This window comes from Caulobacter sp. 17J65-9 (genome assembly GCF_010975005.1).
Taxonomy (GTDB): domain Bacteria; phylum Pseudomonadota; class Alphaproteobacteria; order Caulobacterales; family Caulobacteraceae; genus 17J80-11.
Map to the genome: position 1 here is coordinate 1 of NZ_JAAIVC010000114.1, position 13,041 is coordinate 13,041.

General features: G+C 71.3%; 17 protein-coding genes and 1 tRNA gene. 10 read left to right on the forward strand and 8 right to left on the reverse strand.

The window, feature by feature from the left end; all coding sequences use genetic code 11:
• A partial coding sequence (locus G3573_RS15125; RefSeq protein WP_163262086.1) for a transporter occupies positions 1-1,057 on the forward strand: 1,057 nt, incomplete at its 5' end.
• Between the two features lie 128 nt (positions 1,058-1,185).
• On the forward strand, positions 1,186-2,820 hold the full coding sequence (locus G3573_RS15130) for a M20/M25/M40 family metallo-hydrolase (protein WP_346427392.1): 1,635 nt from the start codon (positions 1,186-1,188) through the stop codon (positions 2,818-2,820).
• A gap of 138 nt (positions 2,821-2,958) precedes the next feature.
• Here G3573_RS15130 and G3573_RS15135 read toward each other — a convergent pair whose 3' ends face one another.
• Together G3573_RS15135 and G3573_RS15140 are read right to left on the reverse strand one after the other, a co-directional pair.
• The gene (locus G3573_RS15135) at positions 2,959-3,573 is read right to left on the reverse strand and encodes a TIGR02466 family protein (RefSeq protein ID WP_163262088.1); all 615 of its coding nucleotides are present in this window, start codon (positions 3,571-3,573) and stop codon (positions 2,959-2,961) included.
• Between the two features lie 48 nt (positions 3,574-3,621).
• Positions 3,622-3,846, reverse strand: a complete 225-nt coding sequence (locus G3573_RS15140) for a flagellar basal body rod C-terminal domain-containing protein (protein WP_163262090.1) — start codon at positions 3,844-3,846, stop codon at positions 3,622-3,624.
• A gap of 158 nt (positions 3,847-4,004) precedes the next feature.
• Here G3573_RS15140 and G3573_RS15145 point away from each other — a divergent pair, with 158 nt between their 5' ends.
• Positions 4,005-4,346, forward strand: a complete 342-nt coding sequence (locus tag G3573_RS15145; protein ID WP_163262092.1) for a hypothetical protein — start codon at positions 4,005-4,007, stop codon at positions 4,344-4,346.
• Positions 4,347-4,367: 21 nt separating this feature from the next.
• On the opposite strand, the gene G3573_RS15150 is transcribed toward G3573_RS15145, so the two are convergent.
• Positions 4,368-5,021, reverse strand: a complete 654-nt coding sequence (locus tag G3573_RS15150; protein ID WP_346427393.1) for a YbhB/YbcL family Raf kinase inhibitor-like protein — start codon at positions 5,019-5,021, stop codon at positions 4,368-4,370.
• Positions 5,022-5,176: 155 nt separating this feature from the next.
• Here G3573_RS15150 and panD point away from each other — a divergent pair, with 155 nt between their 5' ends.
• From panD to G3573_RS15165, 3 genes are all read left to right on the forward strand, one after another.
• Positions 5,177-5,533, forward strand: coding sequence for an aspartate 1-decarboxylase (gene panD, locus G3573_RS15155; RefSeq protein ID WP_163262094.1), 357 nt, complete (start codon positions 5,177-5,179; stop codon positions 5,531-5,533).
• Between the two features lie 61 nt (positions 5,534-5,594).
• Complete coding sequence (locus G3573_RS15160) at positions 5,595-7,037, forward strand: amidohydrolase family protein (RefSeq protein WP_163262095.1); 1,443 nt, start codon at positions 5,595-5,597, stop codon at positions 7,035-7,037.
• 98 nt (positions 7,038-7,135) lie between these two features.
• On the forward strand, positions 7,136-7,900 hold the full coding sequence (locus G3573_RS15165; protein ID WP_163262096.1) for an SIMPL domain-containing protein: 765 nt from the start codon (positions 7,136-7,138) through the stop codon (positions 7,898-7,900).
• Positions 7,901-7,944: 44 nt separating this feature from the next.
• Here the strand turns inward: G3573_RS15165 and G3573_RS15170 are convergent, their stop codons facing one another.
• A complete protein-coding gene (locus G3573_RS15170; RefSeq protein WP_163262098.1) occupies positions 7,945-8,697 on the reverse strand; it encodes an SIMPL domain-containing protein in 753 nt (250 codons plus the stop codon).
• Positions 8,698-8,892: 195 nt separating this feature from the next.
• On the opposite strand from G3573_RS15170, the gene G3573_RS15175 reads away from it, so the two are divergent.
• A tRNA-Ile gene (locus G3573_RS15175) sits at positions 8,893-8,968 on the forward strand.
• Between the two features lie 32 nt (positions 8,969-9,000).
• Positions 9,001-9,534 (forward strand): peroxiredoxin, encoded by a 534-nt coding sequence (locus G3573_RS15180; RefSeq protein ID WP_163262100.1) that lies wholly within the window; start codon positions 9,001-9,003, stop codon positions 9,532-9,534.
• Positions 9,535-9,582: 48 nt separating this feature from the next.
• Here G3573_RS15180 and G3573_RS15185 read toward each other — a convergent pair whose 3' ends face one another.
• On the reverse strand, positions 9,583-10,023 hold the full coding sequence (locus G3573_RS15185; RefSeq protein WP_163262102.1) for a hypothetical protein: 441 nt from the start codon (positions 10,021-10,023) through the stop codon (positions 9,583-9,585).
• A gap of 238 nt (positions 10,024-10,261) precedes the next feature.
• Here G3573_RS15185 and G3573_RS15190 point away from each other — a divergent pair, with 238 nt between their 5' ends.
• A complete protein-coding gene (locus tag G3573_RS15190; RefSeq protein ID WP_163262104.1) occupies positions 10,262-10,930 on the forward strand; it encodes an SPOR domain-containing protein in 669 nt (222 codons plus the stop codon).
• A 13-nt stretch (positions 10,931-10,943) separates the two neighbouring features.
• Here G3573_RS15190 and G3573_RS15195 read toward each other — a convergent pair whose 3' ends face one another.
• The 3 genes from G3573_RS15195 to G3573_RS15205 form a co-directional block, all read right to left on the reverse strand.
• A complete protein-coding gene (locus tag G3573_RS15195) occupies positions 10,944-11,210 on the reverse strand; it encodes a hypothetical protein (protein WP_163262106.1) in 267 nt (88 codons plus the stop codon).
• Positions 11,211-11,281: 71 nt separating this feature from the next.
• Entirely contained in the window at positions 11,282-11,803 is a 522-nt protein-coding gene (locus tag G3573_RS15200) for a thermonuclease family protein (protein WP_205598278.1), read from the reverse strand.
• Positions 11,804-11,857: 54 nt separating this feature from the next.
• Entirely contained in the window at positions 11,858-12,340 is a 483-nt protein-coding gene (locus G3573_RS15205; protein WP_163262108.1) for a nucleoside deaminase, read from the reverse strand.
• 102 nt (positions 12,341-12,442) lie between these two features.
• Between G3573_RS15205 and G3573_RS15210 the strand changes: the two genes are divergently transcribed.
• The coding region (locus G3573_RS15210; RefSeq protein ID WP_346427394.1) for a trimeric intracellular cation channel family protein at positions 12,443-13,041 on the forward strand (599 nt) is incomplete at its 3' end.

Here is a 13,041-nt window from a genome sequence, read left to right on the forward strand (position 1 = left end):
CGCCCAGGCCGCGCCGCCCGCGGCCGCGCCGGCGACCGCCACGGCGGCCTCGGCCCCGATCGCGCCGGAAAGCGCGTCAGGAACCGCGCCCGCGGCCCAGAACACCCAGGTCGCCCAGAACGCCCCGAACGCTCAGCCTGCGGGGGCCAAGCCGGCCCAAGGCGGCCAGGCCGGCTCGCCGCCGTCCGGGCCGGGATCGTTCGCCGTCGACGACGCGGCGGCCGAGCGGGCGTTGGAACGCACCCTGGTGGCCACCGGCGCGCTGCTGTTGCCGGCCAACTCGTTCGAGGTGCAGCCCAGCGTGCAGTACGGCTGGCTGGAGGCCGACGCCCCGGTGCTGGTCAATCAGGACGGAAACCAGCTGATCGGCCGCCAGCGGGTGAAGACCGAGGCGGTGGAGGCGGCGCTCGCGCTGCGCTTCGGCCTGCCCTGGGAATCCCAGATCGAGTTCAACATCCCCTACACCTGGCGCGACGTCACCCGGGTCACCTCCGTGGACTTCTCGGACCTGCTCGAGAGCCGCCTGGACGGCGACGGCTGGGGCGACCTGGGCGTGGGCCTCAGCAAGGTGCTGGTGCGTGAGAAGGGGCGCCGCCCGGACGTGATCGCGGCGATCAACTGGAACTCCACCACCGGCACGACCGACGGCGACTTCCGCTTCGGCAGCGACTTCGACGAGCTGAGCGCCTCGCTCACCGCCGTGAAGCGCGCCGATCCGCTGGTGTGGGTGGGGACGCTCTCCTACGAGAACACCTTCGAGGCGCACGACGTCACCCCGGGCGACCAGATCGGCCTGTCCCTGGGGGCGGTGCTGGCCGTGACCCCCACGACCTCGCTGCGCTTCAACATCGACCAGAACTGGGTGTCGGAGACGAAGTTCAGGGGCAACGGCGTGCCCGGCTCCGACACGACCATCGCGACGCTCAACCTGGGCGCCTCGGCGGTGCTGACCAAGCGCGCCCTGCTGGACGTGACGGTCGGGGTCGGCCTGACCGAGGCGGCGCCGGACTACACCTTCGGCATCGCCCTGCCGATCCGGTTCGACAGCCTGTTCTGAGCGCTACTTCTGGTCGCTTCCTGGTCGCCAGGTCGAGGCCACGCTTGACGCGGGGCGCGGCCACGCCTCGTATCGCCGCCGAAAAGTCCGGGCCTACACCGGACGAGAGGCGAGGGGCGTCCGTGCGCGTGAAACAGATTTGGGCCGGTGCGGCCACGGCTGTGGTGTTGGCTTCGGTGATCGGCGGCGCGGCCGTCGCGGCGGAGGCCCCGGGCGGCTTCCAGCCGTCGGCCGACGTGTTCAAGGGCCACGTGACCTTCCTGGCCGACGACCGCATGCTGGGCCGCGAGACCGGCACGCCCGCCTACGACCTGGCGGCCACCTATGTGGCGGCCGAGTTCACCAAGCTGGGCCTGAAGCCGGCCGGCGACGCCGGCGGCTACCTGCAGCACGTGCCGCTGACCGCCTACCGCTCGGCCGGGCAGGGCGAGATGACCCTGACCGGGGCGGACGGCAAGGCCGTGCGCCTGGTCTACGGCGACGACTACCTGCCCGGCGCCGATCCGCGCTCGGCCGAGGTCAAGCTGAGCGCGCCGGTGGTGTTCGCCGGCTACGGCGTGGTCGACCCCGCCCGGGGCCGCGACGACTTCGCCGGGCTCGACGTGAAGGGCAAGATCGTCGTCTTCCTGGAGGGCGCGCCCAAGTCGTTCCAGACCGAGGAGCGGGCCCACTTCTCCAGCCTGAAGGTGAAGCGCGCCGCCGCGGCCGCGCGCGGGGCCGTCGGCGTCGTCTTCCTGCCCACGGCGGAGGCGGACAAGGTGCGCCCCTGGGCCAACCGGCGCTCGCATCAGGACAGCTGGTCGATGACCTGGCGCGACGCCTCGGGCCGTCCGGCCGTGCACGGCGGCGACGCGGCCCTGCTGGGCACGCTGAGCCTGGCTGGCGCGGCCAAGCTGTTCCAGGGCGCGCCCCAGACCCTGGACGCGATCTTCGCCGCCGCCGCCAAGCCCGAAGGGGCGCCGCCGCGCTTCGCGTTGAAGGCCAGGCTGGCCGCCGACCTGACGACCGAGACCCGCCCCGTCGAGAGCGAGAACGTCGTCGGCATGATCGAGGGCTCCGACCCGGTCCTGAAGAACGAGTACGTCGTGCTCTCCGCCCACCTCGACCACGTCGGGGTTCAGACGCAGGCGGACGGGAGCGACGGCATCCACAACGGCGCGATGGACAACGCCACCGGCATCGCCTCCATGCTCGAGGCCGCCCGCGGCTTCGTGGAGACGGGCGCCAGGCCGCGCCGCTCGGTGCTGTTCGTGGCCGTGACCGCCGAGGAAAAGGGCCTGATCGGCTCGGAGTACTTCGCCTCCAATCCGACCGTGCCGAAATCGGCCATGGTCGCCGACGTGAACCTCGACATGCCGGTGCTGAACTACGCCTTCACCGACGTGGTGGCGTTCGGGGCCGAGCGTTCGTCGCTGGGCCCGGCGGTTCAGCACGCCGCCGCCCGCGCCGGGGTCGGCCTGTCGCCCGACTTCATGCCGGAGCAGGGCCTGTTCACCCGCTCGGACCACTATCGCTTCGTCGAGCAGGGCGTGCCGTCGGTGTTCCTGATGACCGGCCCGTCCAACGGCGGCGAGGCGGCGATCAAGTCGTTCCTGAAGGAGCGCTATCATCGGCCCGGCGACGACCTGAACCAGCCCATCGACTGGCGGGCGGGCGCCCTGTTCGCCAAGGTGAACTACGAGATCGCCCGCGAACTGGCCGACACGCCGGAACGTCCGCACTGGAACAAGGGCGACTTCTTCGGCGAGCTGTTCGGGAAGTAATCTCCCCCCTCTGGGGGGAGGAGCCGTCCCGCAAGGGGCGGCGATGGGGGGCTCGTCTTGGCGCGCCGGATCAGTCGCGCCAGGCTGGAGCCCCCTCCACCACGCTTCGCGCGGTCCCCCTCCCCCAGTGGGGGAGGATTAACGCCAGCTGTAGTTGAAGCTGACGCTGATCCGCTCCTGCTTGGCGGCGTTGGCCGGCACCTCGTGGCGCAGCCAGCTCTCCCACAGGATCACGTCACCGGCGGCGGGCTGGAGATAGACGAACGGCCGCCGCTGCAGCGCCGCGTCGGCGCGGCGGGTCGGCGCGGCCATCATCATGGCCAGGCGCGGGTCCTCCAGCTTCAGCGCGCTCGCCCCCTCCGGGACGTTCACATAGAAGGTGCCGGACACCACGCTGTGCGGGTGGATGTGGCCGCTGTGCGCGCCGCCGGGCTTGAGGATGTTGATCCAAAGGCTGTCCAGCTTCAGCCGCCGTCCGCCGAGGTCCAGCTCCAGCGCCTGGGCGAAGCTGGCGACGTGCTTGTCCAGCTTGCGCTTCAGCTCGTCGAACACGCTGGCCCGCATCGGCAAGTCGTCCAGCGAGGCGTAGGAGGTGTAGCCGCGGTAGCCGTGCTCGCGGCACCAGGCGCGTCCGGCGCGGTCCTCCTCGGCGATGCCGAAGCAGGCCTCCTCCAGCTCGGCCAGGAAGGCCGGGTCCGGCGCGGCCGCGGCGCGGTAGACTTCGGTGACGAAGAGGGTCTGCAGGGTCGACATGGCGCGCCGTTAGACGCGCGCCGGGCGGCTGTCAAAGGCGAGCGACGGTCAGGCCAGGATATCGAGCAGCACGCCGGTCATCTCGTCGGCGGTCTTCATCACCTGCACGTTGGCCTTCAGCGCCGCCTTGGCGCCGATCATCTCCACCGCCTCCTGGGCGAGGTCGACGTCCGCCCCGGCGTCCGAGCCCCAGCGAGCCGTGCGCTGGGCGCTGGCGTCGAAGCGGTTGATTGCGTTGGCGATGCCGGCGGCGGAGGCGGCGATGGCTTGCATGCGGAAAAGCTCCTCGTCTCGCACCCTCGCCCGGCGGGGTTAAGCGCGCGCGTGCAAACGTGGTGAACGGGCGCGCCCGGGTTCGACGAACGCGGCTTGTCGAACTGCTCTGCTGCGGCGACAGTTATCGCGGGGACGGGGAACTTCGGGAGAAACGCATGTTGAAGACAGTTCTCGCGGTCGGCCTCGCGGCCGCGTTCATGGGTGGCGGCGCCTACGCCGGCAGCCGTGACAGCCAGACCTACGTGTGCCTCAGCAACGGCCAGCGCGTCGGCATCGTCTGCGACCGCGGCGGCATGTCCGGCGCCGACGACATGTGCGTCTGTCCGGGCGACAGCGCCAAGGTGAAGGCGTCCTGGTGCGGCGAGGGCCAGACCCCGCCGGCCGAATCCGCCGCCCTGGACCGCGCCCGCAAGGCGGCCGCCCGCGACGGCTCGCTGATTGGCGACACCTTCGAGGGCAAGCCCATGTGCGTGAAGACGCAGTCGCGTCCGCGCTGACGACGACAGGTCCCGGCGCCGCTACTGCGGGCGCTTCTGCTCGAAACGGCCGACCAGCTCGCCTTCGGCGACGATGCGCCCCTTCATGGCGTTCATCAGGGTCTGCAGTTCGGCGTCGGGACCGATGTCCAGCTTTCCGTCCAGCGCGAACAGCTGGAAGTGATAGCGGTGGACGCCGTGGCCGGCCGGCGGGCGCGGCCCGAACCAGCCGGTCTCGCCGGCCCCGTTTACGCCCTGGATCATCCCCGCCGGCTGGCCGGGCTTTTCGGCCTTGGACAGGTTCTCCGGCAGCGAGGTGACGTCGCCCGGGATGTTCCAGGCGATCCAGTGCACGAAGGGCTCGGCGCGCGGCGCATCCGGGTCTTCCACGATCAGGGCGTAGCTCTGTGCGCCCGGTGCGGCGGTCCAGGTCAGCGGCGGCGACCAGTTGTCGCCATAGGCGCTGTTGCGCAGCGGGATCATGCCGTCGGGCGAGAAGGCCGGCGAGGTGACGCGGATCGCCGGCGCGTTCGGACGCGCGTCGAGGCGCAGGATGGCGATGGATTCGCCGGAGCTGTGTTCAGGCATGGCGTCCTTCCTGGTCGACGAATGGGCGCCCTCGTCCGGGCCGCAGCCCAAAAGGCCGAGCGCGAGCGCGGCGAAGCAGGCGGTCAGCGGCTGACAGGGGCGGGGCACGGTCCCCTCAACCCGGTCCGGCCGGGGAAGTTTCGCCTATTGCGGGTGCGAACTTTGTTCGCGGTCGCGGAATATTGAAGCGGAACTCATGCCTCGCTATATCACCGCTCGGTTCGCGGCACGTGATCGCCGCTCAGGAAGCGTGAGGCTCGCCCTTGCTGGTGACCATGATGAAGGCCAAGCTGCACCGCGCCACGGTGACCCAGGCCGATCTGGACTACGAAGGCTCCATCGCCATCGACCGTGACCTGCTCGACGCGTCGGGAATCTTCCCGCACGAGCAGGTGGATGTCCTGAACATCACCACCGGCGCGCGCTTCACCACCTACGCCATCGAGGCTCCGCGCGGCTCGAAGGTGATCGGCGTCAACGGCGCCGCCGCCCGCCTGGTCCAGAAGGGCGACAAGGTGATCGTGGTGACCTACTGCCAGATGGACGCTTCCGAAGCCCGCAACTACACGCCCGGCGTAGTGTTGCTGGACGAAGGCAACGTCGTCAAAAAGGCGGCCTGAGCCTCTTAGGGGCGGCGGCCTGACGTCAGGCCGACCGGCGGGGGCGCCGGAGACGAAGTTCATGCGTAAGTTTGCGGGCGCCGCGGCGCTGACCCTGGTGCTGGCCGCGGCCGGCGGTGCGTCCGCGGCCGAGAAGGTCGACCTGCTGGTCCGCAAGGCCACGGTGGTCGACGTCGAGACCGGCCGCCTGCTGCCCGACCGGCTGGTCGCGGTGCGCGACGGCACGGTGGTGGCGGTCGACGCCGACCGTGCGGCCAAGCGCTTCGACGCCGCCCGCGTGATCGACGGCGAGGGCAAGTTCGTCATCCCCGGCCTGTGGGACATGCACGTCCACTTCGGCGGCGGCGAAGCCCTGATCGAGGAAAACAAGGACCTGCTGCCGCTCTACGTCGCCAACGGGGTGACCACGGTGCGCGACTGCGCGGGCGATCTCAGCGACAGCGTGCTGGCCTGGCGCGCCCAGGTGGCGAACGGCGAACTGCTGGGGCCGACCATCTTCACCTCCGGCCCCAAGCTGGAGGGGATCAATTCGATCTGGCCGGGCGACCTGGAGGTCGGCAGCGAGGCCGAGGTGCGCGCCGGCCTGGACAAGCTCCAGGCCATGCACGTCGACTTCGTGAAGATCACCGACAACACGCTCAAGCCCGAGCTCTTCCTCTACGCCCTGGGCGAAGCCAAGGCGCGCGGGCTGAAGACCTCCGCCCACGTGCCGCTGTCCCTGACCATCGACCAGATCGAGGCCGCCGGGCTGGGCTCGATCGAGCACGTCGACTATGCGCTGAAGTCCGCCTCGCCCCAGGACGCCGAGATCTCGGCCGAGTATGCGGCGGGCAAGCTGACCTACACCCAGGCGCGCGACCGGCTGGTCGAGAGCTTCGACCCGAAGACGGCCGAAGTCGGCTTCCGCAAGCTGGCCCAGCACGGCGTGGCGATCACGCCGACGCTGAACGGCGGGCGGGTCATCGCCTACCTCGACCAGGAAGACCACGCCCACGACCCCTACCTGCGCTACCTCGGCCCGGGCCTGAAGGCGACCTACGCCTGGCGGATCGAGCGGGCGGCCAAGGACGACGCGGCCGCCATCGCCGCGCGCCACCGCCGCGCCGAGCAGGACGCCAGCCTGCTGCCGCTGCTGCAGAAGGCCGGCGTGATGCTGATGGCCGGCACCGACGCCGGCTTCCTGAACTCGTACAACTATCCGGGCGTGGGCCTGCACGACGAGCTGAAGCTGTTCGTCGACGCCGGCCTGACCCCGCTGCAGACCCTGCAGGCGGCGACGCTGGCCGGCCCGAAATTCCTGGGCCAGACCGACCGCTATGGCGCCGTCGCGCCGGGCAAGGCCGCCGACCTGGTGATCCTGGATCGCGACCCGCTGAAGGACATCTCCGCCACGCGCGCCATCAACGGCGTGGTGCTGCACGGCAAGTATCTCGACCGCGCGGCCCTGGACGGCCTCATGCAAACCGCCGCCGACAAGGTGGCGGCGGCCGAGGCGAAGCACTGAGCGAGGCCGACCCGCGTTCGTCGACCGTCGCCATATTTCGGCCGGCCTGATTGGGCCTCCTTCCTTCCAATTGGGGGGAGGCATCCATGCAGGCTCTATTGGTCGCTCTGGCGGCGGTCGCGACCACGGCGGGAGCGGCGCCGTCCGCCGGCTCCGACGCGCCGGTGATCGCCGTGATGGGCAACGGCTCGGTCGAGCACGCGCCGGACTATGCGGCGCTCAAGTTCGAGGTGGTCGGAGAGGCGAAGTCCGAAACCGAGGCGCTGAAGGCGTTGGCGACTCGTCGCGACGGGATTGAGAGCGGCCTGAGCAGGCTCGCAGACGCCAAGGACGTGAGGTTCGAGACCGGCGAGTTCGAGGTGAAGCGGGTGCTGCCGCCGGAATGTGACCCGGGCGACAGCTACGACCCGAAGCCGCGCCTCTCGACCGGCGCTTGTGCGCCGATCGGTTTCGTCGCCCAGCTGGATGTCACTGTCCAGTTCCGGCCGGCCGGGAAGGTCGGGGACGCGGCGTCATTGGCCGTACAGCTCGGCGCGCGTGGCGTGGAGCTCGGCGTGAGCGGGGTCGATGATCCGCGCGCGATGCGCGAAGCCGCAGTGAAGGCTGCGTTCGAAGACGCGCGAGCCCAGGCGGAGCTTCTGGCCACCGCCTCGGGCGCGAAGCTTGGGCCGGTGCTCAGCATCAACCGCGGCGTCGACGGTGAAAACCTGGTTGTTGGATATGCGCCGGCCTTGAAGGCTCAGGCGAGGGTCCTGGAGGACGACGGGGCGGCGCCGTTGTCGCCGGATGTCGCCCTCAAGCTGACCGCGACCCCGGTCGTGGAGTCCACGTCCCTGGCCGTCGTCTTCCGCCTGATCCGCTGACGTCGGCGTGGGAGGGGAGCAGGCTCCCCTCCCGGCCAGACGCCCTATTCCATCTCGTACACGCCCTGCACGTCGACGCGCAGGACCAGTTCGCCGCCGGCGATCGGGGTGGAGTCCATCGCCTCCGCGCGGGCGGCCTTGAACATCGGCACCGGCATGGGCGGCGGGGCGCTGTAGCCGCCGCCTTCCGACAGGCTCTGCAGGCCCTTGATCCTGAGGCCGGTGGCCCCGGCGTAGAGGTCGGCCTTGGCCTTCAGCGCCTTCACCGCGGCGACGCGGGCGGCGTTCTCGGCCGTCTGCGGATCGCGCAGGCCGAAGCTGATCCCGTTCACCTGGTTGCCGCCGGCCGCGACCGTGGCGTCGACCGCCTGGCCCAGCTTGGTCAGGTCATAGACGATGACCGTCACCTGGTTGCTGGCCTGGTAGCCGCGCAGCAGCGGCGGCTGGTTTTCGCGATAGGTGTACTGCGGCGACAGGTTCAGGCCGGAGGTCTGGATGTCCTTCTCGGCGACGCCCTGTTTCTTCAGCGCCGCCATCATCTGGGTCATGCGCTCGCGGTTCTGGCGCATGGCGTCGGCCGCGGTCGGGGCTTCGGTCGTCACGCCCAGGCTGATGGTGGCCATGTCCGGGGCGACTCGGGTCTCGCCGTAGGCGGACAGGTTCAGCACCGGGCCGCGCCGCATCATCATGTGCGGGCCGCCTTCGGGCGGCATGGGACCGCTCTGGGCCAGGGCCGCCGGGGCGGCTACGGCCAGCAGGACGCCGGCGAGCGCGGCGGAGCGGAGCAGGGCTTTCATTCGTCGTCTCCGGTTTCGCGGGGCGTTCGTCGCCCCGTCCACGGTCAAGCTTCACTGCTGACCGTGACCGCACCGTGACCGCCGGTCGCTGAACGGGACCTGACCGGAAGTCCGGCTGAGCCGTTCAGGTTCCCGCCGCGCTTCCGCCGCTTTCCCCGCCGCGGCCGATTTGCTACGCCGGACCCCCGCTGCGTCGGGCCCGTAGCTCAATGGTTAGAGCCGACCGCTCATAACGGTCTGGTTGCAGGTTCGAGTCCTGCCGGGCCTACCAGCGCTCGGGAAGGGCGTTGAGAGGAGACCGACATGCGCAAACTGATTCTCGCCGCCGCCCTTTCGATGGCCGTCGCGGCGCCGGCCTGGGCGGCCCTGCCTGACGGCGCGCCGGCCCCGGCCTTCACCGCCCAGGGCGCTCTGGCCGGCAAGACCCAGACCTTCTCGCTGAAGGAGGCCCTGAAGAAGGGGCCGGTGGTGCTGTATTTCTTCCCGGCCGCCTTCACCAAGGGCTGCACGCTGGAAGCCCACGAATTCGCCGAGGCGACCGACGACTTCAAGAAGCTGGGCGCCACGGTGGTGGGGATCACCGCGGGCAATATCGATCGGGTGGCCGAGTTCTCGTCTGTGGAATGCCGCGACAAGTTCCTGGTCGCCGCCGACCCGGGCGCCACGATCGCGGCGAGCTACGACGCGCGCAGCCAGGGCAATCCGGCCTATTCCAATCGCACCTCGTACGTGATCGCCCAGAACGGCAAGATCGTCGCCAGCTACACCGACAGCAATCCCGACCAGCACGTCCAGAAGATGATGGACGCGGTCAAGGCGCTGCGCGCCAAGCACTGAGAACGATCGGAAGCCGTGGCCCCGCGCAGGCGGAGCCACGGCGCGCCGTCAGTACGCCTTCACGCGCTCGCGGTTGATCCAGATCTGGCGCGGCTCCTTGGCGATGGCGAGCTCGAAGCCCGAATAGTCGCCGCCGCCGAAGTCCACGATCAGGGTGTGGGCCTGGCCGCCCGGGCCGGTCTGGGTCTCGGCCTTTCCGGACGCGTCCGCCGCGATCCACCAGGTGATGTCGCGGGTGGCCTCGCCGGTGTCGCCGCGCCACTTGCCGTGGCCGTCGCCGTTCAGCACGACCATGGCCTCGGAGCCGTCGTCGTAGGTGTAGGTCCCGGTCAGGTCGAAGCCGCCCGGCACCGTCCGCGTCACGGCCTGGCTGGCGCCGTTCATGGTGACGGTCTGGACCTTCGATGCCTGGGCCAGGACCGGTCCGGCCGCGCCCGCGACCGTCAGGACGGCGGCGGCCATCGCGGCCGCGCTCAGCAACTTCTTCATTACGCTTCCCCCTGCGCGGAAGGCTCCGCGCGTACAATTCGGCGAACCTGCGGTGCGGTCGCGGGGCTGTCAAACGACAGCACGCCGCGCTCGTGAAACCCGACCGCAAGCTGTGCGTTAACGTTCGGGGGCGTGACGCGCGTGGCTGTGATCGGCTCAGCCGGACCGCGCGATCAGCGGCGCCTTCAGCGGGGGGAGCATGAAGGCTTTGCTTGCAGGGCTGGCGTCCTTTGTCGCGTTGAGTGCGCATTCAGCCAGCGCCGAACCCACCATCGACGAGGCCAAGGTCCAGGTCGGCGCGTTCGCGTCGCCGGCCGTGGCCCAGGGCGAGGCGGAGAAGTTCAGGCGCCTGTTTCCCGGCGGCGGCGGCGTCGAGGTCACCTCGATCTCGCGCGACGGCAAGACCTTCTACCGGGCGCTGGTGACGGGCTTCGCTTCGGACGCCGAGGCCGGCGCCTACTGCGGCCGGATCAAGGCGAGCGGGCGGGACTGCCTGCTGCGGCGGGGCGCGCGCCTGACGGTCGCCGCGGCCGCGCCGGCCTTGCCGGTCACGCCGGTCATGGCCGAAACGCCGCCCGAACAGCTGGACCTGATCTGCATCAGCGAGCAGATCCGGAGCGGCGACGCCGCCCCGATCGAGATCCCGGCCGCGGCCCGCGTTCCGGTGCGCTACAGCCTGGACTTCTCGCGGCGGCTGATGTGCGACCACCGCATGTGCGCGCGCGCGTCCAGCGCCATCCAGTCGGCCGACGATCAGGTCATTCGGGTGTTGCAGCCGGGCGGCGCGACCATGGTCATCCGGCGTGCGGACGGCGGCTTCACCTGGACCGGCCCGTCAGGCGGCGTGTCCGTGGGGCATTGCCAGACCGCGCCCTTCACCGCGCGGATCTGGAAGACGAAGTCCTGACGGCAAACGCGCTCTAGCGGGGCGTCGAGCTCTTCAGGTTCACGTCCAGCACCTCGCAGTCGCAGCCGTCGACCGCCGGCGTGTCGACCACGACCGTGAAGCCTTCGACCGACAGCGTCAGCCGCGGCTCCGGCCCGGCGTTGTGGCGGACCACGGCTTCGGCCTCGTGCAGGGTGGGGCGCGTCTTCAGCGGCCGGCCGGCCAGACGGCGCAGCAGGTTCCCCGCGGTCAGCGGCGGCGTCTCAAGTTCGGCGCGTGCGACGATGGTCTTGATGGTCATGAGGCCCCCGCCCGACGAACCGAGCTGTACCCTAGCATGCCGTTGTTCGGCGGGCGCGGGGATGCGACGGCTTAGCGCGCCCCGAGCCTTTTTGCGGCGGCCCTGGCGCGGCGCCGCCGGCGCCATTCGTCCGGCGGGGTAAAGCTCCCGGCCCAGATGCCCCGCCGCGCCATGCGGGCGGCGTCCTCGGCGGCGACGTAGTCCTTCGAGTACTGGCGGTAGGCCACCGCCCAGCCCTGGCTGACCAGCCAGCGCCCGACGTCCCGGCCGCCGACGCTGCAGGCGGCGACGATGCGGCCGTAGCGGTCGACGTCGCGCGGCGTGCAGGTGACGGTCCGCCGGCCCAGCCGGTCGGCCAGAGCCAGGGCGGCGCGCTGGCCGCAGCGCCAGTCCGCGCCGTCTGCGTCCTGGCAGGTCTGGGCGCTCTCGGGCGTGTCGACCCCGTGCAGGCGCACGCGCTTGCCGGCGATCTCCAGCGTGTCGCCGTCGATCACCGAGGCGCGGCCGACCAGGGGCTCGGAAGGGACGGGAACGGCGAGGGCGGGGCTCGCCAGCAGGACGGCCGCCACGGCGGCCCACACGATACGCGACACGAACGATACGCCTCTACGCGAACTGGAACGCCGCGCACCCTGGCGGCTCCAGGTTTACGGGGCGTCACCGGCCTGCAGGCGCCGCCAGGCTTCGTAGGGATGCTCGCCCTCGGTCGCGACCGGCGCATGCTCGGCGCGCAGCCGGCGCCGCTCGGGCGGACGGCACAGGTCCTCGTGGATGGCGGCGGTGGACAGGCCGTAGGGCTCGCCCTCGGCGTTGGAGGCCGCATAGGCCGTCCGCGCCACGCCGGTCAGGTACATGGCCGCCAGGCACATGGGGCAGGGCTGGCCGCTGGCGTAGATCACCGCCCCGTCCAGCCGCGTGTCGCCCAGCGCCGCGGTGGCGGCGCGGATGGCCTGCAGTTCGGCGTGGGCGCTGGGGTCGCCGCTCGCCAGCACCTCGTTGACCCCGGTCGCCAGCACCCGGCCGTCGCGGACCAGCACCGCCCCGAACGGACGGCCGCGGCGCGCCAGCACGTTCTCGCGCGCCAGCTCCACGGCCTGTCTCAGGAAGGGCTCGTCGGCGGCATCGGTCATGGGCCCACAACGAGGCGGGCGGGGCGGCGGTTCGCCCGCTTGACGCTGCGCCCCGCGACGGCGCCTATCGGGCCGAGGTGTTCGAGGCGAGGGGCGTTTCGCGTGGTCGAGATTCCGGGGGCGATCCCTATTCCGCTGGTGTGGCTGGACTACGCCGGCGTGGCCCTGTTCGCCGCCACGGGCGCCCTGGCCGCCGCCAGGCGCAAGCAGGACCTGATCGCGCTGGCCTTCTTCGGCGCGGTCACCGGCATCGGCGGCGGCACGCTGCGCGACCTCTTGCTGGACGCGCCGGTGTTCTGGACCCGCGACCAGGGCTATCTGGCCGTGTGCCTGCTCGCCTCGCTGATGGTGTGGGTGCTGCGCGGCCGGCGCACGGGCCTCGGCACCCTGTTGTGGCTGGATGCGATCGGCCTGGCCGCCTACGCCGTGGTGGGCGCGGCCAAGGCCGAGGCCTTGGGCTTCCCCGCCCTGGTGTGCGTGGTCATGGGCGTGCTGACCTCGACCTTCGGCGGGGTGGTGCGCGACGTGCTCTCCGGCGAGCCCTCGGTGCTGATGCGCCGCGAGATCTACATCACCGCCGCCCTGCTGGCCGCAGGCGTGTTCGTCGGCCTGGGCCAGCTGGGCGTCGGCGCGACCGCGGCGGCCGCGGCCGGCGCCTTGGCGGGCTTCGCGCTCCGGGCCGGGGCGCTGCGCTTCGGCCC

Excerpts from the sequence above, each read along its gene's own strand:
- G3573_RS15140 (WP_163262090.1), bottom strand. The coding sequence starts at position 3,846 with ATGCAAGCCATCGCCGCCTCCGCCGCCGGCATCGCCAACGCAATCAAC.
- G3573_RS15180 (WP_163262100.1), top strand. The coding sequence starts at position 9,001 with ATGCGCAAACTGATTCTCGCCGCCGCCCTTTCGATGGCCGTCGCGGCG.
- G3573_RS15195 (WP_163262106.1), bottom strand. The coding sequence starts at position 11,210 with ATGACCATCAAGACCATCGTCGCACGCGCCGAACTTGAGACGCCGCCG.
- G3573_RS15135 (WP_163262088.1), bottom strand. The coding sequence starts at position 3,573 with ATGTCGACCCTGCAGACCCTCTTCGTCACCGAAGTCTACCGCGCCGCG.
- G3573_RS15205 (WP_163262108.1), bottom strand. The coding sequence starts at position 12,340 with ATGACCGATGCCGCCGACGAGCCCTTCCTGAGACAGGCCGTGGAGCTG.
- G3573_RS15170 (WP_163262098.1), bottom strand. The coding sequence starts at position 8,697 with ATGAAAGCCCTGCTCCGCTCCGCCGCGCTCGCCGGCGTCCTGCTGGCC.
- G3573_RS15145 (WP_163262092.1), top strand. The coding sequence starts at position 4,005 with ATGTTGAAGACAGTTCTCGCGGTCGGCCTCGCGGCCGCGTTCATGGGT.
- G3573_RS15160 (WP_163262095.1), top strand. The coding sequence starts at position 5,595 with ATGCGTAAGTTTGCGGGCGCCGCGGCGCTGACCCTGGTGCTGGCCGCG.
- G3573_RS15185 (WP_163262102.1), bottom strand. The coding sequence starts at position 10,023 with ATGAAGAAGTTGCTGAGCGCGGCCGCGATGGCCGCCGCCGTCCTGACG.